At 42.6% G+C, this 26,229-nt stretch carries 22 protein-coding genes; 10 read left to right on the top strand and 12 right to left on the bottom strand.

Annotated elements, in window-relative coordinates:
• The first annotated feature begins 840 nt into the window (after window positions 1-840).
• Entirely contained in the window at window positions 841-2,343 is a 1,503-nt protein-coding gene (locus N9I19_RS08865) for a BglG family transcription antiterminator (protein ID WP_317777558.1), read from the top strand.
• A gap of 468 nt (window positions 2,344-2,811) precedes the next feature.
• Here the strand turns inward: N9I19_RS08865 and N9I19_RS25210 are convergent, their stop codons facing one another.
• A complete protein-coding gene (locus N9I19_RS25210) occupies window positions 2,812-2,919 on the bottom strand; it encodes a GNAT family N-acetyltransferase (RefSeq protein WP_411730421.1) in 108 nt (35 codons plus the stop codon).
• 169 nt (window positions 2,920-3,088) lie between these two features.
• Here N9I19_RS25210 and N9I19_RS08860 point away from each other — a divergent pair, with 169 nt between their 5' ends.
• Together N9I19_RS08860 and N9I19_RS08855 are read left to right on the top strand one after the other, a co-directional pair.
• A complete protein-coding gene (locus tag N9I19_RS08860) occupies window positions 3,089-3,235 on the top strand; it encodes a hypothetical protein (protein WP_100298038.1) in 147 nt (48 codons plus the stop codon).
• A 121-nt stretch (window positions 3,236-3,356) separates the two neighbouring features.
• Window positions 3,357-4,322 (top strand): quinone oxidoreductase family protein, encoded by a 966-nt coding sequence (locus N9I19_RS08855; RefSeq protein ID WP_317777557.1) that lies wholly within the window; start codon window positions 3,357-3,359, stop codon window positions 4,320-4,322.
• 610 nt (window positions 4,323-4,932) lie between these two features.
• Here N9I19_RS08855 and N9I19_RS08850 read toward each other — a convergent pair.
• Window positions 4,933-6,192: a hypothetical protein gene (locus N9I19_RS08850; protein ID WP_317777556.1), complete on the bottom strand. Its 1,260-nt coding sequence runs from the start codon at window positions 6,190-6,192 to the stop codon at window positions 4,933-4,935.
• A gap of 239 nt (window positions 6,193-6,431) precedes the next feature.
• On the opposite strand from N9I19_RS08850, the gene N9I19_RS08845 reads away from it, so the two are divergent.
• Window positions 6,432-8,192: a hypothetical protein gene (locus N9I19_RS08845; protein ID WP_317777555.1), complete on the top strand. Its 1,761-nt coding sequence runs from the start codon at window positions 6,432-6,434 to the stop codon at window positions 8,190-8,192.
• A gap of 84 nt (window positions 8,193-8,276) precedes the next feature.
• Here N9I19_RS08845 and N9I19_RS08840 read toward each other — a convergent pair whose 3' ends face one another.
• A complete protein-coding gene (locus tag N9I19_RS08840; protein WP_317777554.1) occupies window positions 8,277-8,969 on the bottom strand; it encodes an FHA domain-containing protein in 693 nt (230 codons plus the stop codon).
• A gap of 473 nt (window positions 8,970-9,442) precedes the next feature.
• The gene (locus N9I19_RS08835) at window positions 9,443-9,640 is read right to left on the bottom strand and encodes a hypothetical protein (RefSeq protein WP_317777553.1); all 198 of its coding nucleotides are present in this window, start codon (window positions 9,638-9,640) and stop codon (window positions 9,443-9,445) included.
• Between the two features lie 169 nt (window positions 9,641-9,809).
• Between N9I19_RS08835 and N9I19_RS08830 the strand changes: the two genes are divergently transcribed.
• A complete protein-coding gene (locus N9I19_RS08830) occupies window positions 9,810-11,276 on the top strand; it encodes a protein adenylyltransferase SelO (protein ID WP_317777552.1) in 1,467 nt (488 codons plus the stop codon).
• 81 nt (window positions 11,277-11,357) lie between these two features.
• Here the strand turns inward: N9I19_RS08830 and N9I19_RS08825 are convergent, their stop codons facing one another.
• Complete coding sequence (locus tag N9I19_RS08825; protein ID WP_089364216.1) at window positions 11,358-11,786, bottom strand: MarR family winged helix-turn-helix transcriptional regulator; 429 nt, start codon at window positions 11,784-11,786, stop codon at window positions 11,358-11,360.
• Between the two features lie 121 nt (window positions 11,787-11,907).
• Here N9I19_RS08825 and N9I19_RS08820 point away from each other — a divergent pair, with 121 nt between their 5' ends.
• Window positions 11,908-12,495 (top strand): NAD(P)H-dependent oxidoreductase, encoded by a 588-nt coding sequence (locus tag N9I19_RS08820; protein ID WP_061464905.1) that lies wholly within the window; start codon window positions 11,908-11,910, stop codon window positions 12,493-12,495.
• A 447-nt stretch (window positions 12,496-12,942) separates the two neighbouring features.
• Here N9I19_RS08820 and N9I19_RS08815 read toward each other — a convergent pair whose 3' ends face one another.
• The 7 genes from N9I19_RS08815 to nikC form a co-directional block, all read right to left on the bottom strand.
• Window positions 12,943-14,271 (bottom strand): SLC5/6 family protein, encoded by a 1,329-nt coding sequence (locus tag N9I19_RS08815; protein WP_317777551.1) that lies wholly within the window; start codon window positions 14,269-14,271, stop codon window positions 12,943-12,945.
• Between the two features lie 3 nt (window positions 14,272-14,274).
• A complete protein-coding gene (locus tag N9I19_RS08810) occupies window positions 14,275-14,973 on the bottom strand; it encodes an AraC family transcriptional regulator (RefSeq protein WP_061464903.1) in 699 nt (232 codons plus the stop codon).
• The gene (locus N9I19_RS08805) at window positions 14,970-15,737 is read right to left on the bottom strand and encodes a sensor histidine kinase (protein ID WP_061464901.1); all 768 of its coding nucleotides are present in this window, start codon (window positions 15,735-15,737) and stop codon (window positions 14,970-14,972) included. Before N9I19_RS08805 ends, N9I19_RS08810 begins: the two co-directional genes overlap by 4 nt.
• An 88-nt stretch (window positions 15,738-15,825) precedes the next feature.
• Complete coding sequence (locus N9I19_RS08800) at window positions 15,826-16,815, bottom strand: ABC transporter ATP-binding protein (RefSeq protein WP_317777550.1); 990 nt, start codon at window positions 16,813-16,815, stop codon at window positions 15,826-15,828.
• A complete protein-coding gene (locus N9I19_RS08795) occupies window positions 16,812-17,837 on the bottom strand; it encodes an ABC transporter ATP-binding protein (RefSeq protein ID WP_411730420.1) in 1,026 nt (341 codons plus the stop codon). The genes N9I19_RS08800 and N9I19_RS08795 overlap by 4 nt, the downstream gene beginning before the upstream one ends.
• A gap of 12 nt (window positions 17,838-17,849) precedes the next feature.
• Window positions 17,850-18,770 (bottom strand): nickel ABC transporter permease, encoded by a 921-nt coding sequence (gene nikB / locus N9I19_RS08790; RefSeq protein WP_061464897.1) that lies wholly within the window; start codon window positions 18,768-18,770, stop codon window positions 17,850-17,852.
• A gap of 12 nt (window positions 18,771-18,782) precedes the next feature.
• Window positions 18,783-19,685 (bottom strand): nickel transporter permease, encoded by a 903-nt coding sequence (gene nikC, locus N9I19_RS08785; RefSeq protein ID WP_089364221.1) that lies wholly within the window; start codon window positions 19,683-19,685, stop codon window positions 18,783-18,785.
• Between the two features lie 210 nt (window positions 19,686-19,895).
• Between nikC and N9I19_RS08780 the strand changes: the two genes are divergently transcribed.
• The 4 genes from N9I19_RS08780 to N9I19_RS08765 all read left to right on the top strand — a co-directional run bounded on the left by N9I19_RS08780 (window position 19,896) and on the right by N9I19_RS08765 (window position 26,203).
• A complete protein-coding gene (locus N9I19_RS08780) occupies window positions 19,896-21,452 on the top strand; it encodes a glutathione ABC transporter substrate-binding protein (protein ID WP_289319660.1) in 1,557 nt (518 codons plus the stop codon).
• Between the two features lie 66 nt (window positions 21,453-21,518).
• Window positions 21,519-23,033 (top strand): amidohydrolase family protein, encoded by a 1,515-nt coding sequence (locus tag N9I19_RS08775; RefSeq protein WP_317777547.1) that lies wholly within the window; start codon window positions 21,519-21,521, stop codon window positions 23,031-23,033.
• Entirely contained in the window at window positions 23,030-24,577 is a 1,548-nt protein-coding gene (locus N9I19_RS08770; protein WP_317777546.1) for an amidohydrolase family protein, read from the top strand. The genes N9I19_RS08775 and N9I19_RS08770 overlap by 4 nt, the downstream gene beginning before the upstream one ends.
• 60 nt (window positions 24,578-24,637) lie before the next feature.
• Window positions 24,638-26,203, top strand: a complete 1,566-nt coding sequence (locus N9I19_RS08765) for a glutathione ABC transporter substrate-binding protein (RefSeq protein ID WP_317777545.1) — start codon at window positions 24,638-24,640, stop codon at window positions 26,201-26,203.
• The last annotated feature ends 26 nt before the right edge of the window (window positions 26,204-26,229 follow it).

The following is a 26,229-nucleotide window of genomic DNA, read 5'->3' as shown; positions in this document are numbered from 1 at the left end:
CCTTTTTTAAAGTGACGAAAAGTCAATTTAAATTGAACTAGCCGAAGCTGAAAGAACATTGGCTATCGTTTGAATGGATGACTTTACAAGGCTCAAGGGTGTCCTAATGGGCATGTATTTGCGTCAGGCATGCCTAATACGTAGCTAGCTAAACAGCCTATCCGTTAACCCATCCGTGCTTATGATTGGTGTCTAGTTAAAATCGGGCAAGTGTACCTGAATTATTTAAAACAAAAAATGTAAAATGCCCGGTTTCGCTTTTTCTTGTACACTGGCTCTTAATAGACACCTCATTTTCGTTTTAACAAGTTGGTAAGCCATTCGATGTATACTGGCTTCCTCTAAACGTGAATGAGGCCTTTTTTTGTATATTCCTTTTCTAACGAAGTGAGTACAGGCAAACTGTATAGCCCTTATGATCGTTGTGGAAGCCGTAGACCCTTCAAAATAGGTCAATATTGGTTTCCTTTTTCTTACATATAGATCATTGCTGGCGCTTCTCTAAAACGTTCATAGCACTTAGTTCCGGAGAAAGGTTTTAAAAGTCTCTTTCTTTATGATCTTTAAACATTTAATCCAATTATTTAGATTTGGGTTTGGAATAGAGGATTCTTTTTCTTCGCACTACAAATTTAACAGCAGAAAATCATAATAATGACCTTATCGGGGAGAGTTCAAAAGCGGTATATACCAATTCATATTTGAACTAGTGTTCCAAAAAAGAAAAGGTTTAGATAAAAATGGGACTATTTAGGGAGTTTACTAAAGTATTTAATGGGTAAAGGGTAAATGCATTTAGGGCTAATGTCTTATTAAGTGGACAGGTAAAGAGGTGATAGTATGAATCGATTTTATAAACGTTATTCAGACGTGATTTTTCATTTATTTAAAGATAATAAGTGGAGTAACTTGGCTGAATTATCCGATAAAACAGGGTATTCAAAAAGTACAATCCGGCGTGATTTAAAATTCCTGGAGACTTTAATTCCCGAGGGATGGGGTTTTGAGAAAAGTGAAAGTCTTGGAATATGTCTTATTAAACCTGAAAATGGTACTTTAGAAAATTTATTGGTGCAAATAAGAGAAAAGAATTCCTATTTTCACATATTAAAGTTAATTCTTTTGAATGATGGTGTCGATATTTCACAGATTTCTCAAGAGGTGCATATTAGTCGTTCCACCGCATATCGTCACCTTGAAAAATTACAGGAGGTAGTACGGGAAGCAGGTGTAAACTTAACTGCTAGCCCATTCAAATTAGTAGGGGAAGAAAAGAAAATCCGGCGCTTTATCATGCAAAATTTGGATTTTGCGACATTGGAAACCTATACAGATAAAGATTCTCTCGATGAAAAGGAATTTCAAACAACGTTACTTCATTTGTTTTCGAAATATTCGATGTCATTTCGGACTGGTGCTTTACACCGACTTACAATGATTTTATATATATCTAATCTTCGTGTTACTATGGGGTATTTCGTTTCCTATCCAAAATCAGTCTTAATGAATTACGAAGGCAGTAAGTATTTTGATTTCTCTAAAGAACTAGGACATTATATGGAAAGATGCCCTTCACGAGATATCCAACTTCAGGAAATATTTTACTTATCGATTTATCTCATGAGTGAGGAAAAACCAGTTAATAGATCACAACATCTTCGATACCTTCGAAACAGAATGAAAAGTAAACGAGGGTTTCCGTTGACTCAATTTTTGGATTCCCTTTCTGAATATGTTTGTTTTAATCTATCACAAGATGATATCTTCTTGTTCCATTTATACCAAACATTAAAGAGAATATCACTTGAAACAGAATTTGAAATGGAGACTGTAAGGAATTCCATGTTACAATATCTTCCCTATTATGAATATAATCCAATTTTTAAGACCATAGAGAAGCTGGCTACCAAATCTTTCTTGACAGTGCCGCTTAAATTTAAGAAACTGGATGTTTTGGAAGTATTCTCACTCCTTCAGGCAGCCATTCTGCGAAATAAGAATCAACACACAATAATAGTTGCTTTAGTTTGTCGTACATATACCGAAAAAGATTATATAAGGGAAGTGTTAAAGTATCACTACGGAAATCAGGTGAGGATTTCAACATTCGATCCCTCCAGCAAAGAATTGATTTACAAGTATGAAGAGATTGATTTAATCATTTCGACGGAAGAAGACATTATCGGATTTCAGAAAATTCCAGTAATTATGGTATCCTCTTTTCCAACTCCATCGGAATTAATGCAAATTAAACAATTTTTTGAAGATCATTTTTTTGACCAATTCAATATGGACCCGGAATTGGTTTATCCATATGAAAAAATGAATGCCGTTGTTAAATGATATACTGTGCAGAAAAAACAATTTGACTTTAACTACCAACGGCAGGAAACGGTTGGTATAGTGAGGAACCTAAGTATATCCGTTTCTGGGGTACTCTCTCTTTACCTAGGGGTTTCACTTCAGCAAGGAATGGACATATGTATCACGAGGGAGCCTCTTTGATACATATAACTTCTTAATATTCCGTCCTGGATGAAGCCAAAGCTTACCGACAGTTTCCCAGAGAAACAACCGCGCCGATGCAAGGCCGTTGGAACCTAAGCGATTATTTCTTTAACAGCCTCTTACGCATATCCTTTGCGCCAATGTGCTGGACTGACTTCATACCCTATTTCCGCCTGTCTGTATTAGGGACCGTGGGCATGAAAACCGAATGGACTATCGAATCACCCGTTTTTCAAGATAGTTTTTCGCAAAAGAAGCTACAATATCCTTCGCCTGTCCGATATTTTTCAATGAATCCTGACCCTAAAAGCGGGTGACTTCATCATTTGATAAACATTGGAACATAGTTTCCGCATCACTTTCACGAATTTCCCGTAAACGTAACCTTTTCGTGTTCAATACAGGAAACATATGATTCCCTCCTCATACATCAGTTTTAACTATTCTGTTTCTTTGATGGTTTTTCCTTTATTATGAAGTGCCTATTTTGCCGGTATTTTCGGTAATAATCGGACAAGCTAACATTAGCACGTATTAAACAGCTCAAGTTAAATAGCATTGGATGAAGGGGAGATAGATCATGGGAAAAAAACATCGCAACCGTATCGCTTCACCGAAAAAGAATAACCATATTCCGAAAGCGGACATCATTGCAGAACATGAAGCACATGGTAAGGAATATTCTGCGAATAAACGGAAGAACGGCCCTGGTTCCAATACAGATTGAGTAAACTAACTTATTGACCGCTCTTGCCTTTAAAGGGCAGGGCGGTTATTTGTGTTTCTTGCCATCGAACGGTTCATCCTATATCTTAAAGAATGAAGAACCATTGAAGGGAGTTAGGATGATGAAAGCACTTGTCTTTGATGATTTCGGCGGGCCAGAAGTTCTGTCTGTAAGGGAAATTGCAGAACCTGAACATTCAAGATCAGCCGTGATCGTTCGAATGAAAGCGATCGGCTTGAATTTTGCTGATGTATATAGAAGGAAAGGGAATTATCATTTGGTGGGTGATCCCCCATTTATTTTGGGTTATGAAGGGGCGGGGGTCATCGAATATGTCGGGGAAGATGTCCATCATGTGAAAGCAGGTGATCGTGTCGGGTTCGCTGATGTTCCCCATGCCAATGCGGAGCTGGTTTCAGTTCCAGCAGATAAACTGCTACCGTTGCCTGAGGGCATTTCCTTTGAAACGGCCGCTTCCGTTTTACTACAAGGATTGACTGCCCAATATCTAACTCATGACAGCTATCCAGTTAAAGACGGAGAAACCATTCTGGTCCACGCCGCTGCAGGCGGAGTCGGCCAATTACTGACACAGATGATCAGGATGAAGGGCGGTCAGGTCATTGGCTTGACATCAACAAAGGATAAAGCGGCTGTTGCCAAACAAACGGGTGCCGATCATGTTTTCCTTTACGGATCGGACTGGATGAATTCCATTAAGGAAGTAACCGGAGGTAAGGGCGTTGATGTCGTTTACGAATCAGTAGGCCAAACCTTGCTGAATAGTTTCGAGGCGACAAGGACTGGAGGGACTGTCGTTTTCTTTGGTATGGCAGGCGGCGATCCGGAGAAAATCGATCCAAGGATGTTAATGGATACATCCAAAGCATTAATAGGTGGAGACCTCTGGAACGTCTTGACTTCCCATGAAGAAAGGAAAAGAAGAACAGCAGAGTTGTTTGAATGGATCATGGAAGGAAAAATCTTCGTTGAAGAACCGACTCTTTTTTCGCTGGAAAATGGGGCTGATGCACATAGACTTCTTGAAAGCAGGAAAAGTACGGGGAAAATATTATTAATACCATAAAAAGGTATAAGGGCTTTCCATTCTAAATGGTGGGGCCTTTTTATTTTAGGCTGTTTTTCACATACTTTGTTGCTATTTACCAGGTAGTGAGTTGTGGTTGATTTCCCCTCCAGATGCTCGCTTTCCGCGGGGCGGGCGGTGAGCCTCCTCGGCGTAAACGCCTGTGGGGTCTCACCTGTCCCGCTGCTCCCGCAGGAGTCTCGCACTTCCGCTCCAATCAACCTTAAATAGTTTCGTTTTAAAAACAACAATCTTTACGAAAAGAGCCTTATTTTAAAATGGCCTGCTGCACTCAACACCTTATTCATACTGATGATCAGAAACTTTTTCAGTTCCTTTATATAGGCCCATTCTTAGACCCTTTGATAACTTATATATTTAAGCCCTTGCCATTAGAGGGGCTAAGGCCTGTTGTCCAAACAATCTGCTGACCAAGTTCCCTTATCCACAAGACCATTATGCAACACACGAATTCAGAGGAGAAATCCACAGAGGGCCATCCCAAAACCACAATCGTCATTCTGCAATTCACAGTCGGCCTTCGTCCCCAAAGAAGGCAAAAAAAAGAGAACGGATCCGTTCTCTTGGAAAACATATGACATATGTGATTTTAAGAGGAAATGGAGAGAACATCCAGACGCTTCTTTTGGATCGCGAAATAGGATTGGAGGGTTTCCTTTTTCTTTGTAAGAGAAAAGTTCCGGATAGCCGGGGCCACTGCATGATTGCCGAATTTAAGGGTCAAGGTCAACAGCCTGTCCAACTGGCCATATGTATCGTTTCTAATGCGCGCCATATACTCGGCAGCGACCTGCTTATCATCATCGGTACTTTTCTTTTTTCCTTCTGCCCGAAATTCTTCGGTCACAGTCTTTACACGGGAAATGAGCCATGTTTCGCACCAGTCGTTCAGCACATGGCGGATGAATTCTGCCTGGTGGGCATACTTGACCATCTGTTCCAATGTTTCGTTGTAAATGATCTTGCTTAAATAAGCAGAGGCCTGTTTTGGGGCAAGAAGTAACTGCTTATTGGCAGGAAGCGCCTGGCCAAACTTCTTAAGAGAATGAGAATAGACGAAACGGGCTAACTTCTGCAGTTCCTTTTGGATATCATTGGAGATGGTTGTCGCTTCTTGTAGAAATGAACGGAAAATATATTTGCCGACCCTTTCCAATTCCCTGCATACAGAATCATTGATATGCCCAAGGTAGCCAGAGTTAAAAATCGTTCTCCGCAACAATGTCCGTTCCGCCCTATTTTCTTTATACTGCTCCAAGACACCTCCGGTAAAGGTGAACACGAGAACTTCTTTCTTTGAAAAAGCCCTGCTTGCAAAAGAAATCGTCACTAAATGGCCTAAAGCGTCATGGATTGCATCGATTGCATCCAATAAGCGCTGCCTTGTGAATAGCGAGCTGGAATCAGGGACGATTTCACTATAATCAAATAGTACTGACTCAGACTTCAAAACAGACATTCGGAAAGCACCCATAAGCAGCAGCCGTTTTCCATGAATCGTTAAGGATTTGAAAGCATCGCTATAAAAGAAACGGTATTTCTTGCAATAACGGTCAGTCTTCCTGTTATAGCCAAGATTACTTGCGGGACCAAGGTTAAACTTATAAAAGATATCTTCACCTTGAGGAACAGGCACAAACACTTTCTTTAGAGATCCTTGTGGTGCGGTGAATTTATTGATAATCTGCCTTAAGTACTTTTCTGTCGTTCCGACTCCTCGGGCCATCATATGAAGCGGGCTCTGGATGACCCCGTCCCAATCACTGTGGAGCAAGGCGTACAAACACGTATCGAATTCAGTGGAAGATACATTTCTTAATAGGTATTGGTAAGTTTCTTCATATATCATAAGGCATCCATCCTTTTCTAGAATCTATATAAACATTGAATCGATAAAAGTAGCATCGTTGGAGTAAATAGTTTTGGAAGTTTTATGATATGGATGAAATATTATTTCGATATATTTTGAAAATAGTAAATTAGTTGCACAAAAGTGATAAAATGGTTAAATGGGAACATACATGACAAGGAGAGATATTTAAAACCATGATACTTTCACTACTCGTTTTCATCTTAAAAGGGATTTTTATGAAAATACCATTTGCCATATTGGGACTTTCCTTGATTCCGCAGAGATGGACAAACGCAATCACCAAAAAGGATATATCCTTTTTCATTGAACAGGTGCTGAGACTTTTAGTTTCTGCTGCCATATTGTTTTTCGTTATCGATATTATGCTATTGGATCTTACTGCCACTGCATTCTTTTCGAGTTTTGCCATCATTCTTGGGCTCATTCTCATCATTGATTCCAGAATGTATGTGTACAGTGCCAGGGAATCTTCAATAAACCGACGAAATCGGAGGGGAAATGAAGCTGAGAAGCAACCAAAAACACCTTGGAATGTATATTTCAACAGTTTGATAGGATTCGTTTTGATATTAGCTTGGGTCATCATGCTGTTTTACCCCATCACTTTTGCCGCAGATCTGCATGGCTGGACAAAGGTCGATAAGAAAAATGAGCTGGAAGAAGTTCAAGATATAAAAACCATGCCGCTTGTTACAGTGAAAATGGCAGATGCAAAAGGTGATGCAGCGATTAATAAAATAGAAAATGCATCATATTTCACTGAAGGCGAATACCGCCTAACCAATATTAATGATGAATTGACTTATACTTCACCAATTGAAATGGACGGATTTTTGAAAGCTGGGAAAGCGGAATACACGCCAGGTTATAATTTGATTTCTGCCGTATCGACGGATAAAGGGGCAAGTACGGTAAAAGGGAAGATGCTATATGCTCCCTCACAGTACCTCGATCATGATTTGGAAAGGACCATCCGCAAAGCATACCCGAATAAAATCATCCATGATTCATATTTGGAACCGAACGAAGACGGAAAGCCCTTCTTTGTAGCTTCAGTGGGACATTATTTGAAATACCGCAGCGGGCCCGCAGTGGACGGGGTAGTCGTAGTGAATCCTGAAACGGGGGACATGAAATACTATCCTTTAGGAAAAGAACCTAAATGGGTAGATCGAACATTCACATTGGAAACGGCCCTGGAATATTGGACCTACTGGGGGAAATACGTTCACGGGTGGAAAAACCAGTCCTTATTTGGGCCGAAGAAAGATGTCTTGATTCCAAATGAGGAAAATATGCAAGTCACATTCAACGAAAAAGGCGAATTGATTTATGTAGTGGACTTCACCAGGGCTAAATCAAAAGGAAACTCAAAAACCCTGGTTGGTTACGGTGTTTTCAATGCCAAAACCGGTGAAATGACGTACTACAAAGGCGTCACGTCCGTTCTAACTGGAAAGGAAGCAAAATCCAACGCTAATGCGAGTGAGTTTTTGTCTAAATATCCAGGCTGGAAAGCCACTAATGGAATTTTCTATACGATATACGGTGCGCCCACTTATGTCATTCCGGTTACTAAGGGCAGCAAGTTTCAAGGTGTGGCGATCGTGTATGCCAATAGCGATAACCCCCAAGTTGTCTTTGGGAAAACGAAAGACGAAGCTTTCCGGAATTATAAAAAGCTGATTGCATCTTTAGGGAAAGTCAGCGGTGTAACGCCTCAAAAAGGATTTGAGATGAAAGAAATAAAGGGGAAAGTTACAAGGATCAACGATGCCAATCTTTCCAATGGATACGTATTCTATTTAATCGTAGAAGGCAATACCAAGAGATTCTCAGTGGACCCTGGAGTCAATGAGCTATCTGATGTTGTATTGACGAATGTAGGAGACCGGGTTGTGCTGAAGGTGATGGATATGGAAGAAGACGTCGTTCCAGTCGATCAATTCACTAATCTGGACTTACCTAAGAAATAAAAGCATGATTGAAGCATGAAAAAAAGCATTGGGTATCAGCAATGCTTTTTTTCATGCCTGCATTTAGAGTTCGATTGATTAACATTACAGGTCCGATAGTTTGAATGAAAGGATGGATTTCATATAATATCCCTTTTGAATGACGGCTTTTATTACGAAGTGCCCATTTATCCGTTTCCGCACCCGGTACAGCAGTGAAGCGATTTCTTCTGCCGTCACAATTTGCTCGGGATCACCGATTCTCTCGGGCCATACATGCTGGACAATCTCTTCTTTTGAGATTAGGTTGTCCAAATTCTCATAAAGCAACTTAAAGCAATCGAATTCCTTAGTAGGCATTTTAATGGGTGCTTCATCATTGATGATCACGGTCTGAAGGTGCTTATTGATAGCCACGATTTGCTGTATCTCCGGGTTCACCGGAGTGAAATCCCGTGTTAAATCGTTGTCGATGGAAATCATGAATTCAATCAATCCATTAATCAAAGTAATGGAATCCCCCGGTTCGATGAGGCAGGGATGGCCCGGAACGAGCGGCATCTGGTTCACCGAGGTACCGTGTTTGCTTGCCAAATCCTCAATGAGAAGCTGTCCTTCCTCCATATAAATCCGGCAATGTTCCCTGGAAACGAAGTCATTGTAAAGCATGAAATCAGCTTTGGAGTGCTGGCTTGCACGGCCAATCAGCAGGCTTTTCCCTTCAAAAACATAGGCGAATTCCTCGGTTTGGCCTTTGTGCAAGGTTCTCGATACAACCTTGAAAGTTTTATAGATCATTCACTTCATATCCCCTTAAGAGTCTGAATATTTAGATTATTTTTATAGATTTATCATTTTGGCTACATGGCTGTTTAGTGGGTTCAATTTTATAATTATAAATTATCATACGCTTACTTACTAACGAAAAATGAAAAAAATACAAATTAGGCACACGGCCATTATAACTTAAAGTAATGACGGATGAAGAAAGTAACTCTATTTTTGCTTGCCTTGACTGTCAGAGGGGTGCTTTTAAGGCGTTTCCTCAAAGCCGGCCAGGCAAGCACCGGAAGAAGTATGCGATGAAAATGTACCTTACGCTTGTGGAAAAGGAGTTGACCAAAGGTGAGTATGTGGAGAGATAGGATAAATGCCTTCAGCATCCTGCTGATGATCATTAGTATGATAGTATATATTATTTTTCCCCAGCCCTTTACCCTCAGTCTGTACTGTATATTTGGCATTGCCTTTATTAGCCTGACTTTACTGAATTAAGCATATCCTGGATTGGGGAGGGATGTGGGAGACGAAACGGGAAGGAAGAAGACAGAAAAAGGTGGAGGAGGCATGACTGAATACATGACTCTTCCAGTGAAGTTAATATAAAAATTCAAATTCAGTGCCTGCCGGATCAACGGCAGGCTTTTTTCAAGCTCTAAATTACTAGCAAGAGGTACGCTAATGATCATTATCATTCACCCATACTTAAAAAGAGCCATTTTTAATTGGAAACGGTATAATAAATTGGCAGAAGTAGACATTAATATGGACTGCCACTGAGTTTTATCGCGTATATTAACTGAATCTCGAGAGAAAGAACCTTTATACAATAAAGTCAAAACAAGAAAAGGAGAAACCATGACAAATGAAACTGGATGGAATTTAGACAATAGTTATGCCCGTCTTCCGGAAAAATTTCACACGAGCACGAACCCGACTCCTGTACGTTCACCGGAGTTGATCATTCTCAATGAACGGGTGGCTGAATTCCTTGGTTTGGACGTTCAAAAGCTTCAAAGTGATGCTGGCGTGGCGGTGTTTGCCGGAAACGAGCTTCCAGAGGGTGCTTCGCCTCTTGCCCAAGCTTACGCGGGGCATCAATTCGGGCATTTTAATATGTTAGGTGACGGCCGGGCGATATTGCTTGGCGAGCAGGTCTTATCCGAAGGCGAGAGGGTCGATATCCAGCTGAAGGGTCCGGGAAGAACGCCATATTCCCGCGGGGGCGATGGCCGGGCTGTACTTGGACCGATGCTGCGCGAATACATCATCAGCGAAGCGATGCACGGGCTCGGCATTCCTACCACCCGAAGTCTGGCAGTGGTTACGACCGGTGAAACGGTGATCCGTGAAACCGGGCTGCCTGGTGCCATCATGACCCGTGTGGCTTCGAGCCATCTTCGTGTCGGAACCTTTCAATTCGCTGCAAAATGGGGCACGGTCGAGGAACTCCGGACCCTTGCCGACTATGCAATAAAGCGTCATTTTCCAGACATTGAAGCAGATGAAGCTGATGAAAGCCGTTATCTCTCGCTGCTGCAGGAAGTAGTCAAGCGTCAGGCTGAGCTCATTGCCCAATGGCAGCTGGTTGGCTTCATTCATGGGGTGATGAACACCGACAACATGACGATCAGCGGAGAAACCATCGATTATGGCCCTTGCGCCTTCATGGATGCCTATGACCCTGCAACAGTATTCAGTTCAATTGATACTCAAGGCCGCTATGCCTATGGTAACCAGCCGATAATTGGGGGTTGGAATCTTGCGCGATTCGCTGAATCCCTATTGCCGCTGTTACATGATGACCAGGATCAGGCCGTTACACTGGCCCAAGATAAGATTTCTGTTTTTAATGATCTGTATCACACTAATTGGTTAGCGGGAATGAGAGCAAAACTGGGGTTATTCAACGAAGAGACACAGGATGAAGCCCTTATTAATGGCATCCTCAGTATGATGAAAAAGCATGGTGCCGACTATACCAATACCTTCCGTGCTTTGACCTTAGATAAGATGGCGGATACGGTCCTTTTCGGGACACCTGAATTCGCCCAGTGGCAAGAGCTCTGGTTGGCTAGACTAGGCAGGCAGAAGGAATCGAAGGAATCTTCGAATCAGTTGATGGAGAAAAGCAATCCTGCAGTGATTCCACGGAATCACCGTGTTGAAGAGGCATTGGAAGCGGCAGTGGAACAAGGGGACTACAGCGTGATGGAACGGCTTTTGGATGTTCTCTCAAACCCTTATGCACACTCTGATGAACAAGCTGAATACTCCACATTGCCTGCGTCAACAACACCTTACCGAACCTTTTGCGGTACCTGATTATAATGGAGATTATGAAGGAGCTCCCGAGACTGAAGTTGATTCTTTGTCAACTTCAGTCTCGGGAGCCTTTTTGTTTATTTAGTAAAAAAGTTTAGTTTGAAGAATATCCATTGCGCGCTCAATATCCGCTAAATCTTCCTTCGAAGCATGTTGCAGCCGGCTTTGGAAACGGGATTCCACAATTGCAAAAGCCTCGTTCATCATCGTTTCCCCCTCTTTGGAGAGGCGGATGTATTGTTTCCGTCTATCTTCCGGATCACTTATTTTTTCAATTAAATTCTTTTCGCTTAATTTTTTCAGTTCACGGCTCGTGTTAGGCATGGAGATGTGCTGACAGTCACTGATTTCACTTGGAGTGACAGGCTGACTGACTGTTATATATTCAAGAATGTGATATTGTACCGGCGTGATGGAATCGGATTTGGCGTTTTGGGTCAATTCGTGTGTCACTTGATGTACGGAAGTTGTAAATGTGACCATTTTTTCAAAAAGAGCTTTTTTGTCCATAACTTTCACCTCTTACTGAGAAGATATCAAAAATGTTATCAAAATACAATTATCATTTGACAAAAAAAAAGGCGTTGTTATATTATTGTTATCAAATGATAAGTAAATAGGGGGGGACGTCATGAACATGCTGGTCATTTACACATATCCAAATCATGAAAGTTTAAGCTATGCCTTTTTACAAAAAGTCATCAAGGGAAGTAAGGAGAACACCCACATAAAGGGGCTGCAGGTCTTGGATTTATATGAAGAGGGCTTTAATCCGCTCTTGGAGTTCAATGAGCATAAACGAAGGCGTGATATGCATCGTGATCCTCAGCTTGAAAAATATAGAAATCAAATTACTTGGGCCGATAAGATTGTCTTTGTTTATCCAATCTGGTGGGGGAGGCCTCCCGCAATGCTGATGGGATACATTGATCAATTATTTTCTTCGAATTTCGCCTACAGGGATAAAAAGGGATTGTTCCCAGAAGGCCTTCTTAAAGGAAAGTCGGTCGTATGTGTATCAACGATGAAGGGACCTGCAAAGTATCCGCTTCTCTGGTTGAATGATGCGCATAAAATATTGATGAAAAGAGCGTTATTCAATTTTGTCGGAATCAAAAAAGTGAAGTTTTTCGAATTCGGTAATATGGAAAGCCCAAAGGGGAAACAAACCCAAAAGCTAGAAAAGGTTTATCGGTATTTCAGAAAGGTGGCAAGCTAAGTTATTGCGTGATTGATAGAGGCACTTGATTTGGATATTTTGCGATGAACCTTGATTTAAAGGGCAAGAGTCTTGATTGATTAAGATTAAAACTCCATAAAAACTAGATGATAATTGATTTTGCTTTCTTGATTTCCACTCCAGGCACTCGCTTTCCGCGGGCGGTCCGCCCTCGGCTTCTTGCGCCTGCGGGGTCTCCCTTGGACGCGCTTTTCTAAGCAGAAGTCCCGCACCTTCCGTTCAATTAACTTTGCTTTGAAATATAGATAAAATTTCTGGTTTGAATAAGGTTAGTTTCTCGAAAAGGTAGTTCCTATGCGAAATGCTTCATCTGTTTTTTAAACTTTGGGTTGCCGACATATGTCGGCAACTTTTCTTTTTTTATCGCTTTACATGTAACAGATTACATAGTTTGTTATGTAACCACTTAGCTGTGCAGCTTCGTAATCATTCCCGTTTTGTTTTCACTAACCTCCATTTGTTCTTGATGAAGGTAAGGATCATACAAATCACTATGATCGTCAATGAAGCTAATCCACTTAACCATATGCTTTGGAATTCACTTACATAAGGCTTGATGATGTATGAGGCAACGATGGCCAGGACCGCGCTTATCGGTATGAAATCAGCGACTTTCCCTTTGCTGAATACGATAGCAAGGATTGGAGCCAGCAATGCTGAATATACATTACCTGAATAAAATAAAAGCTCTAAAAGGTTTGGGGAATAGAAGAGCGTAGCTACGAAAACCAATCCTCCAATACAGGTTGCAAGAAGGCAGGCCATCCTTATTTTTTGCTGGTCGCTTTTTTTCGTTTGAAAGGGTACAAGAATATTGGCTACGATCAGGCTTATCAATGAATGCAGGCAGGCACCGAATGTTGAGGTGATTGCACTGAAGGCACAGAGCACAAAAAGGATGAAAAAGAATGGTGTTGTTATCTTGTTTGCCAATCCAGCCAAAATCGAGTGTATGTCAGTGAAACCGCCCGTAAAGATAACCATGATGAACAGAGATGAAAAGGAGAGCGGGAATATAATCCATATAAGGCCAGATAAAGAGAATGTTAAGGGGACTTTTTTCAACTCTATCATAAATAATCGCTGCCATGATGTTAGGTCAAAGAAAAACTGGCCGAACCCAACAAGAAGTCCTGCAAAAAGAAAACTCCATAGATCATACTTATTGATTACGAGCATGTATGGATGGTATAAACGAATCCCATCATAAACAGGCTGAATCCCTTCTTTGACGAAAAAGTATAAAGGAATTAAGATAACGGCGGCAAACATGAAGACGACTTGAAAAGCTGCGAATCCATGAATGAGCTTTAACCCGCCGAAGCCAGCAAAAAGAACACAAAAACCGAAAAAAAAGAACAACCCGACATATAGCGGCGTATCGAAAAGAAACTGGCATAGGGTGGACGCTGCCATTCCCTGGATGAATAAAGTATATAAGCTGGTCATGACCAGGATCACGATCAATATCCAATATCCCAAAGGATGAAGCCTGGTTTTTAAATAGTCCCCGATGGTCAACCCCATTGGAAAATCCTGCCGGACCCTCTTCCCGATGAAGCTGAACATGAACAGGGCGATCGCTCCCATAAGAGCATAGCCGATCCCTCCGAAAACTCCATACTTCACCATCGATTCAGGGGAGGATAATATCGTGGTTCCTGTGACCCAGCGTGCCAGGAGGGAGATGATCCCTAAGCCCATCCCAATTTGAATGGGGCCTTGTACGTATTCTTGAAATGTACGTTGTCGCAATGTTCATTTTCCTTTCTCGCGGAACTCTTTGGGCGTGATTCCCTCTATCTTCCGGAATAAAGTGCTGAAATAATGCTGGCTATTGAAACCTGAGTTCTCAGCGACATCTGATATGCTCCAGCTGGTGTTATTGGTTAAGGCCCTTTTAGCCGCTTTTATTCTATATTGCATTATATATTCCGAAAAGGAAGTGCCGACTTCTTCATGAAATTTCCTGCTTAAATAAGTCGGGTTGGTATGCACTTCACGAGCGATATCCGAAAGGGAGAGTTTTTCAGCATAATTTTCATGTATGAATGAAAGAGAATGGTGAATCAGGGTTGAATAGTTATGGGAAGACTCCCTTTTATCATACCTGGATAGCACTTTCTGCAAATCGCTTTCTATTACAGGCTTCGTTAAATAATCAACCACGCCTATCCTTATGGATTGCTGGGCATAATCGAAACTTTGATGCGCGGTCACCATTATGATTTCCACTTCTTTGTTCAGTGCCCTTAGGTCTTCACCAAATTCAAGACCCGATCGCCCCGGGAGATTAATATCCAGGAAAGCGAGATTAATTTTATAATTTTGGTTGAAGGTCAGTGCCTGACAGGCATCAGCAGCTTTATGAAACTTCCAAAAAGGATAAATGGACTGAATCATATATTCCATTTGTTCAAGGACCAATGGTTCGTCATCAACTAATAACACATTCATTCCGGGGCCGCCTCCTCCATTTTCTTATCATAAACAAGTGGCCATGATACCTCTACCTTTGTTCCCGATTCATTAGAAGATATATTCAATTGTGCACGGTCACTGAAATACAGATATAAACGTTTTTGGATATTATCCAGGCCATGGCCGCCTTCGTCAGTAACGGAAGATGCATTTCCCATTAATCCATTATCCGCCACTTCCAGATACACCATCTGCGAATCCCGATAGAACCGGATATGCAGAAGGGCTTCCCCCACTTTTTTTTCCAATCCGTGTTTAAACGAATTTTCCACTAAGGTCTGGAGAATGAAAGGGGGTACCAGTGCGATTGATAATGGGTTTGGGCACTCCATATCAATCTTAAGGCGATCACCAAAACGTAGGGTCTGGATGTCGAGATAATGCTGGGTATACTGAATTTCCTGGGAAAGGGGGATTAATGGTTCTGAAGCTTTATATTTGAATTTCAAGAATTGTGAAAATGCCTCTAAGGCCCGTATCAATTCAGCCGTCCTGTTCAGGCGGGCCAAGCCCAAAATGACATTTAGTGTATTAAATAAAAAGTGGGGCTGGATTTGCTGGTTCAATTTATTATATTGTGCTTCTTGCAGTGCTTGCTCCAGGCGTATCTCTTTGTTTCTATTTTCAAGAAGGTCGATCCTTTTCTCGAATATGAATAAAAATAAAAGAGCGATAGCTCCCATGATGGGAGCTAAAATGAAGAGCATGATAATTAACGTGAATCCCTCGTAACTAAGCATGGAGAACCTCTGCTGGTTATATTTTTAAATTACTTGAATTATTCTGTTTATTAGTATCATACTAAAGACCCCTCCGGAAATCTACAACTTATGACACAATGTGACAGGCCACTTGATGATTTTGTGCTGAGAGCTTTAGCTCGGGTAACTGTGTTTTACAGATGTCCATCGCAAAAGGGCACCGTGTATGGAAGCGGCAGCCGCTAGGAGGATCGATGGGTGAGGGGACATCACCCGTTAATAGGATTCGTTCTCTTTCATGCACCGGATTCGGTACTGGGATGGCAGATAGCAATGCTCTCGTATATGGATGCTGCGGCTGTTCGAAAATGGACTTTTTATCTGCTATTTCGACTATCTTTCCAAGATACATGACCATTACGCGATCCGAGATATGCCTGACCACTCCCAAATCATGTGAGATGAAAAGAAAGGTAAGATCGAACTGTCGCTGTAAGGATTTTAATAGATTCAGTACTTGTGCTTGAATGGAGACATCAAGTGCAGATACAGCTTCGTCACATATGATCAATTTTGGGTCTACTGCAAGAGCCCGTGCAATGCCGACCCGCTGTCTCTGGCCGCCGCTGAATTCGTGCGGGTATCTTTCCATGGACTCCGGTCTGAGCCCCACATGGCCCAATAATTCTTCAATCCTGCTCTTTCGTTTTTCTTTAGGCACTACATTTTGGATGGCTAAAGCTTCTCCGAGGATTTGCCCTATAGTCTGCCTAGGATTAAGAGAGGCAAATGGATCTTGAAAAATAACTTGCAAGTCCTTCCTGGTGCTCCTCATTTCTTTTTTTCCTAAACTGAGTAAATCCTTGTCCTGAAAGTGAATGCTCCCGCTTGTAGGTTCATCCAATCGAAGGATGGCCCTTCCGGTGGTCGATTTTCCGCAGCCTGATTCGCCCACTATGCTTAAGGTTTCACCCTGATAGATATGGAAGCTAATATCATCAACGGCTTTTACATGATTGACGGTTCTTCCGAAAAATCCACCCTTGATCGGAAAATATTGTTTCAATTGATCTACTTTAAGCAAAACCTTTTTCTCTGCAACTGGTACCCCCGTCATAAAACCCCCACCTCCTCTTTAGTGTTATAGTCCTTCTCCCATTGGGGGGTGAACATCCAGCAGCTGACCTGGGTGCTTGGGCCGGTTGCCTGGAGATCCGGTACGGCTTGTTCACAAATGCTCTTCTTATTTGCACAGCGGGGAGCAAAGCTGCAGCCCTTGGGCATGTTGTAAGGACTTGGAACAGTCCCGGGAATTGTAGTCAGTTCTTCCTGGTCCATATCCAATCGTGGAAGGGATTTTAATAAACCGATGGTGTATGGATGTTTTGGGTTTGTGAATATTTCCTTGGCCAACGTATATTCAACTATTTTTCCTGTGTACATGACGGCAACCCGGTCGCAGGTTTCATATACGACACCCAGATCATGAGTGATCAAAATGACAGCCGTCCCGAAATCCTTTTGCAGTGTCTTGATCAGTTCGAGGATTTGGGCTTGGATCGTCACATCCAGTGCCGTTGTAGGTTCATCCGCTATTAAAACCTCAGGGTGGCAGGCAAGTGCCATCGCAATCATGACCCTTTGCCTCATTCCGCCGCTTAGCTCATGCGGCTCCTGTTTTGCCCTTTTTTCAGGTGAGGGGATCCCGACGAGCCGAAGCATGTCGACGGCTTTGTTCCATGCTTCTTTTTTTCCCAGATTTTGATGGAGCCGGATGGCTTCTGCAATTTGCTCACCCGCTGAATATACGGGATTCAATGAGGTCATCGGCTCTTGGAATATCATCGAAATTTCATTACCGCGTATAGATCGCATCTGTTTTTCAGTCTTCGTAAGCAGATCCTCCCCTTTAAAAAGGATGCTGCCCCCAACAATCTTTCCAGGGGGCGATGGAATAAGCCTTAATAATGATAAGGATGTTATACTTTTACCACTTCCAGACTCCCCGACGATTCCGAGGGTTTCCCCTTTATTGAGGGAGAAACTGATTCCGTTGACTGCTTTACTCGTTCCTTCGTCAGTGAAAAAGTGGGTCTGCAGATTTTTTACCTCCAGTATTTTATCATCAACCTGTTTCATCATCCTACCTCCTTAATTCAAGTCTATTCTTTTGTTAAAGTATCGATAGAGGACATCCACTGCCAAATTCATGAATACGAAGATAACGGAAGCAATAAGGACCCCGCCTTGAACCATTGGTAAATCCCTCGTTCTGATTGCATCAACTATCAATCTCCCAAGACCATTGATGGCAAATACGGACTCTGTCAATACGGTACCGCCGAGTAGTGCACCGAACTGGAGGCCCACGACTGTAATGACGGGGATAAGCGCATTTTTCAGGCCATGTTTATAAATGATGACATATTCTTTTAATCCCTTTGCTCTTGCAGTCCGGATGTAGTCCTGGCGAACGACTTCGAGCATGCTCGACCTGGTCATCCTTGCTACAATGGCCGCTCCGCCGGCCCCAAGGGTTATGGCTGGGAGAATCATGTGCCTAATGGTTCCCCAACCTGAAACCGGAAACCAATGAAGGTTTACGGAAAAGAAGTAGATAAGCATCAGACCTAACCAGAAACTAGGTAATGAGATTCCTAATAAAGCAACGATCATGATGGAAATGTCAGATACCGAGTATTGCTTGGTTGCCGAGATGATTCCTGCCAGCATTCCAAGGACAACGGTTATGAAAATGCTTGCAAGTGCCAGTTCAAGGGTGATTGGCAAGCGGACCATGATTTCGTCCAAAACAGGGCGGCTGCTGCGGAGAGATTCTCCAAAGTCACCTTGTACAGCATGAATGATATAGTCTGCATACTGATAGAGGATTGGACGATCAAGGCCAAGATCATGTCGCAGCGATTCAATCGTTTCTTTAGTAGCCCCTTCACCTGCAAGCAGTGTTGCCGGATCTCCAGGGACCATTTGCATGATGAGGAAAACAACAAGACTCACTCCTAGTAAAACCGGTATGGTTTGAAAGACCCGTCGGATTATAAAAACGAACATTTTCTCTCCTCCTTATTTTTTCATTCTTGGATCTAGGGCATCTCTAAGTCCATCCCCGAAGACGTTGAAACCCAGCACCAGTGTTGATATGGCTATTCCGGGAAACAAGGCGATGTGAGGGGCGCTGAACAAATAATCCCGACCGCTGCTCAGCATGGCTCCCCATTCCGGTGAGGGAGGCTGGGCTCCCAATCCAAGGAATGATAATCCGGCTGCCGACAGAATGGCCGTTGCCAGACGTAATGTAGCTTGAACGATGACGGGTGATAGAATATTCGGAAAAATGTGCTTGCGTATGATCGTGAAGTCAGTGGCTCCCAATGCACGAATGGCATCGATATATTCCAGCTTCCTGACTGACAATGTGGAACCGCGTACAATCCGGGCAAACATCGGTATGGAAAAGACACCGACCGCTACCATTACATTGATTAAACTTGGGCCAAGGGCACTAATGATGGCAAGAGCCAGCAATATTCCCGGGAAAGCCAGCAGAACATCGACAATCCTCATAATGACGGTATCGATCCATTTTCCGTAATAACCTGCTGTTAACCCAAGCAGTATGCCGATGAACGCCCCGAAGAATACAGAGACAAACCCAACCGTTAATGAAAGCCTTGTTCCATATAATAATCTGCTTAAAATATCCCTTCCCTTATCATCCGTACCCATCCAATGTTCGGCTGACGGAGGCTGGAGTTTGTGGACTAAATCAATTTCATAGGGATCCTGTGGTGAAATCAAAGGTGCAAACATGGCCAATAAAATATAAAAAAGTACGATGTACCCGCCTATCAATGCCAATTTATTTCTCTTGAATTTTTTATAAAAAGCTTTCCAGTTTCTTAGTTTTGGAGATTTTCTTTCGTTTACCTTCAATTCGGTATTATTCAAGACGACCTCTGGCTTCATTGGATTTCCTCCTTTTCTTTCATTAAATTTATTCAAAATATGTATTGAAGTAAATATGATGCGGAAAAGCAGTAAAGATAATTAAAAAATGAGTAAAGATTCTGAAAATATAAAATTCTTTTTTTTCTTATAATTTGAAGTAAGCCCGATGTACTCATAGCTGAAAGTTACTTGGAGAAACAAAGGCAGGTTGAAAAGGGAGGAAATAGAATGAGAAAAGGTATGATTGGGGTACTATTCGCATCGTTATTAGGCATCTCATCCATTTTATCTGGGTGTGCAACAGATCAAACCGGCAGCAAGGAACCGGAAGGAAAAGCGAAAGAAGGAGGTACACTAATCGTCGCCCGATTATCTGACGCGACCATCCTGGACCCTCACTTCATAACAGACATTCCATCAGCAAACGTCGTTTATGAAAAGGTTTATCAAACATTGGTCGTTCCTGATAAAAACATGGATCCTAAGCCGCTGCTGGCAAAAGAGTGGAAACAACTGGATGATGTCACTTGGGAATTTAAATTGCAAGAGGGTGTCAAGTTCCATGATGGAGCTCCATTCAATGCCGAAGCGGTGAAAACCAATTTCGACAGGATACTGGATCCGGCAACAGCTTCTCCGCAGGCTGGTAAATTGGAAATGATCAAAGAAATTAAAGTGGTTGACGATACTACCGTACAATTCAAACTGAAATATCCTTATGCTCCACTGTTATCTATTTTAGTTAGTAATGAAGGAAGCATCATCAGCCCTAAAGCCATTAAGGAGCATAGTGATAAACTAGGCCAAAACCCCGTTGGGACAGGGCCCTTCATTTTTAAATCGTGGAAGCCCGGTGAAGAGATCGTACTTTCGAAAAACGAGGACTACTGGGGGGATGAACCTAAGATTGATGGGGTAGTATTCAAGGTTGTACCTGAAGATGCTACGAGGATTGCGATGATTGAAACGGGTGAAGCACATGTGACCGATCAAGTGCCAGTGACCGAGATTGAGAGGATCGAAGCATCGGACACGATGGATTTATATCGCACGGAGGGACTTGCAGTTGAATACCTAAGCTTCAATGTTAAGAAAAAACCTTTCGATGATGTACGTGTCCGTAAAGCGGTCGCACATGCCATCGAGGTCGATTCGATTATCAAAGGGGTTTATAACGACGTCGGTACGAGGGCAAATTCAACAATGAGCCCAAAGGTGTTTGGCTATGATCCGGATATAAAAGGCTACGACTATGATATTAATGAATCGAAGAAGCTCTTGACTGAAGCAGGGGTCAAGGATGGCTTGGAGTTTACACTGACAACGAGTGATCGTAAGGAAAGGATCAACATGGCGGAGGTGATTCAATCCCAGTTAAAAGGAATTGGAATTAAGGTCAAGATTCAGGTCCTTGAGTATGGGGCTTACATTGACGCGACCGCTAAGGGCGAGCACCAAGTATCGATAGGCGGCTGGGGCAATGCTACCGGCGATGGAGATTATAATCAATTCAATCTTTTTGATAGCAAATCCCAAGGTGCTGCGGGAAATAGTTCATTCTATAGCAACCCGGAAGTGGATAAATTGATTGAAAATGCACGTCAAGAATCGGATGGCGATAAACGTAAGGAACTATATTCGAAGGCACAAGAAATTGAAAGGGAAGAAGTTCCATATGTTCCTATTCGCAACTATGAGCACTTGGCCGTATATGGAGGGACGGTTAAAGGGCTTTGGCTGAATCCGGCAAATTATTTAATGCTCGATGATGTAACCGTGAAGTAGGGAATTCAGCAAAAAAGGAAGGCAGCATAAGGATGTTATGCTGCCTTCTCAATTAGGAGGGGAAATATGATTGATTTACTGCTAATCCATGGGACCGTGATAACCATGGATCAAAACAGGAGAATTCTGCCGGATGGCGCCATCGCCATAAATCAAGGAAGGATTTTAGCCGTTGATGCAACCGAGAAACTGCAATTGAAGTATGAGGCTGTAAAGGTCATTGATTGCAGCCATCAGTGTATATTGCCCGGATTAATAGACGTTCATGGTCATGGGGGGCATTCCATGTTCAAAACGATAGCGATGGAGAATATTGATTTTTGGATGCCCATCATGACAAATACGTATAAACATTTTGTAACAGATGACTTTTGGTACTACGAAGGAAAGCTCTCCTCTCTTGAGAGATTAAAGGCGGGTGTGACAACAGGTGTGAGCGTTTTAGGGTCCATGCCGCGATCCGATGAACCGATTTTCGCCATCAATCACGCAAAAGCATACGCCGAAGTGGGGATCAGGGAAGTGGTTTGCACCGGGCCATGCAACCCTCCATGGCCACATTCGTTCAGTCGGTGGATTGACGGAAAGAGAATGGTAAAGGAAGTTTCCTATGAAGAAGTATTGAAGGGGGCAGAAGCTGTAATCGAGGCACTGAACCATGCAAATGAAGACCGCACGAGAGCCTTCATTACACCATTTGTCATCGTTACATCCGTTGATCCTTCCAATCCCACATCTCCTGACAGGCTTTATGGGCTGAATGATCATGATCTTTATCAAGCGAAGAAAATAAGAGAGATTGCCAGGAAATATAACACACGGATACACTCTGATGCCTTTGGCGGGATGATTCATTTAGCGATACAGGATAAGGAACATGCCTTGTTGGGTCCAGATGTTCATTTACAGCACTGTCGCGGCATTTCCTTCGATGAGGCAAGAATATTGGCGGAAACAGGTACAAACGTCAGTGCATCACCTGGATTTGGCCAGGTTCATGCACGTACCCCCATAACCGAATTATTGGAGATGGGGGCAACTGTGGCAATCTCCACGGATGGGACTTCCCCTTCCACAAGTTTCGATATGTTCCAGGCAATGAGGAAAACACAGTTTGTTCACCAGGCAGCCCTTAGGGATTACTATTATTTACCCCCAGGCAAGCTGTTGGAAATGATCACGATAGATGCTGCGAAATGCATTGGCTGGGATGATGAAATAGGCTCCCTGGAGATTGGGAAAAAAGCCGATGTCATTACGGTCAATCTGCATCAGCCACATCTGACCCCTGAATTCATGCATGTTCATCGGCTTGTGTTTCAAGCAGTGGCGAATGATGTGGAGCATGTCATCGTGGATGGGAAATTGATCATGGAAGGGAGGAGTGTACGGACTGTTCATGAAAGTACAGTGCTTGATGAAGCGAATGAGGAGGCCTTTTCAACGATAAAGCGTGCCGGGCTCGAAAAGTATATGCAGCCGACGAAATATTTCTGGGGACACGCCAGGGCATATGTAGATGAAAAGCGATATGACGAACGAGAAGACGCTGCCGGCCATGCGGAAAGGGGAATAAGATGAAAACCAAGCTTAAAGGAAGATATGTAATTGGGTATGATGGGTGCGATCATGTCATTTTGGAAAACGCAGAGATCGTTTATGAAAAAGACACGATACTGTATGTAGGGAAAAATTACAATGAAGAAGTGGACGAGGTAATGGATGCCGGTAATGCGATTATCAGTCCCGGGTTCATAGATTTAAATGCATTAGGGGACATTGACCATGATATTTTACATTTTGAAGCCGGTGCCGACAGACAGAAAAACCTTCTTTGGTCGGAGAATTATATAAAAAGCGGGCATCCCGAATTAATGACCGAGGAAGAAGAATCCTTTAAATCTTTATATGCTTATTCACAACTCATTCTTCATGGTGTGACGACGGCCATGCCTATCACTTCCGTTTTTTATAAAAGCTGGGCCGAAACCTATGAAGAATTGGCAGCTGCGGCAAAACATGCAGCTGAATTGGGGTTAAGGATTTACCTGGGCCCGAGTTTCCAAGCAGGAATGAGAGTCGTCCAGCCTAACGGAAATATAAAACTGCATTGGGATGAAAAAGCCGGTGAAGCGGGATTGCAAAAAGCGGTGGAGTTTGTAGAAAAATTCGATGGAGCCCATGGAGGCATGGTCAGAGGGATGCTCGCTCCAGAACGTATAGAGTCCCAAACGGCAGAGCAATTAAAACAGATCAAATATTACAGCGAAAAATTGGATGTCCCGATTAAGCTCCATGCCGCACAAGGAAGTTTTGAATTCAACACCATCTGGGAGGCCCATCATGTTACACCGATCAGATATTTGTACGACCTTGGTTTTCTCGGTCCAAGAACAGGGATCCCGCATGCCCACTTTGTTTCAGGATACAGTGGAGCGAAATATGGACAGGGTGATGACTTGGCGCTGCTAAGAGAAACGAATACAACGGTGATTCATTGCCCCCTGATTATCGGGAGGCATGGGGAGGCGTTAGAATCATTCGCTAAATATAAAAGGGCTGGGATCAATATAGCCCTTGGAACGGACACCTTCCCTCCGGATATGTTCCAGAACGTAAGGATAGGGAGCATGCTCTCACGGATGGTGGAAGGAGAAACGGACGGCTCTGTCTATGCCGATTTCTTTCGGTCAGCCACACTTGATGCGGCTGCTTTTCTTGGCAGGAACGATCTTGGCCGCATTGCAGCAGGGGCAAAGGCAGATATCATTGCGATTGATTTGGACAGATATCATATGGGCGTAATCGATGATCCCATTCGGACCATGTTCGTAAGTGGGTCTGGGAGGGACGTTAAATTATCCATCATAAATGGAAAAGTAGTCATGAAGGATCAAAAAATCCCCAATCTTGATTTAAAAGAAATCAAATATAAGGGGCAAAAGTATTTTGATAAGATGAGAAAAGGATATCTGGAAAGAGATTATCAGAAGCTTCCCGAGAAAGAATTGTTTAAGCCATCATTTAAGATCGTGGAATCGATAAGCGATGCAAAAGCGAGAAAACAATTTAAGAAAACAAGTAAAGAAAATGAAAAACATAGTAAAGATTTTCAAAATAAATAGTCAGAATATTTCCTATAATTAGATAAGTGTTCAAAAAATGAAATCTGGAGGTCGAAGTCCATGGGATTGAAGCGTGGGGCAGGAAAGCTTTTTCTAGTCATGTTCATGGTTATCATCATTACTGGCTGTTCTTCTAACAATGACGTAAGCACAACGGAAAATGAGCAAAACATTGCATCAAAAGAAGGGGGTACACTGGTCATTGCCCGTTTATCCGACGCTGAGAATTTGGATCAGCAGTTCATGTCCACGATTAATGCCGCGAGTGTCACCCACCATAAAATCTATGAAGGTCTTGTCCAGCGAGATGAGAATAGTGAGATACAGCCTATGCTGGCCGAAAAATGGAAGCAAATAAATGACACGACCTGGGAGTTCAAGCTTAGGCATGATGTCACGTTTCATGATGGCACTCCATTTAATGCAGCTGCAGTAAAAAAGACGTTTGATCGACTATTGGATCCGTTGGTCGCTTCTCCTAGAGCGGTAGTATTCGATATGGTAAAAGAAGTGAAACCGGTTGATGAATATACCGTGCAATTCATTCTGAAGGAACCTTTTTCCCCGCTGCTTTCCATCTTGGCGAATCACGAAGGCGGAATCATCAGTCCAAAAACGATTGAAAAGTACGGAAAAAAAATTATCCAAGAACCGAATGGAACAGGTCCTTTCGTTTTTGATTCATGGTCACCAGGCCAAGAAATTACATTGATGAAAAACAAAAATTATTGGGGAGACAAGCCAAAGGTGGACAAAGTTATCTTCAAGGTCGTCCCTGAAGATTCCACGAGGATATCGATGATAGAAACGGGAGAAGCACATATTGCAGAACCTCTTCCTGTAGCTGTCATGGACCAGGTAGAATCCTCAGCGGCTATGGATGTTTACCGCAATGAAGGGTATGGTACCGAATATATAGGATTTAATGTAAATAAAGAACCGTTTAATGATGTCCGTGTTCGTAAAGCCATAGCCCATGCCATTGAAATGGATTCCATTATTAAGGGTGTCTTTAATAATGTAGGTGTAAAGGCAAATTCCTTAATGGGATCTAAGGTATTCGGGTACGACGCTGATCTGAAAACCTATGATTACAATCTTAAAGAAGCAAAGAAATTGATGGCTGAAGCTGGTTATTCTAAAGGTCTTGATGCGACTATTCTAACAATGGATAGTAAAGAAAGAGTTAATTTGGCAGAAGTACTTCAATCACAGTTAAAAGGTATCGGGATCCATTTGAAGGTTCAGGTCATGGAGTACGGTTCGTTCGTTGAACAAGTAAATAAAGGGCAATCGGAAATGTTCATCATCAGTTGGAGAAACGCGACCGGGGATGCCGATTATAATCAATATAATCTATTTCATACGGAATCACAGGGAGCGGCTGGAAATACCTTCTTTTACAGCAATCCAAAGGTTGATCGTTTAATAGATGCCGCCAGGAAGGAAAAAGAAGAAGGGAAACGCAAAGAACTATACGCAGAGGCACAGGAAATCGAAATGGCTGATACCCCATATATTCCTGTAAGGGTCATTGAAAATGTTGCCGCAGTCTCGAAAGGTGTAAAAGGGTTTTCAATCAGTCCTTCAGGCTATCTGGAAATAAATGAAGTAACGATAAAGTGATGGGGAGATAAGAAGAAAGGGTTCAT

Source organism: Peribacillus sp. CSMR9 (assembly GCF_033141925.1).
Lineage (GTDB): Bacteria > Bacillota > Bacilli > Bacillales > DSM-1321 > Peribacillus > Peribacillus simplex_A.
The sequence above is the reverse complement of the archived record's forward strand: the minus strand, read 5'-3'. Positions and strand labels throughout refer to the sequence as shown.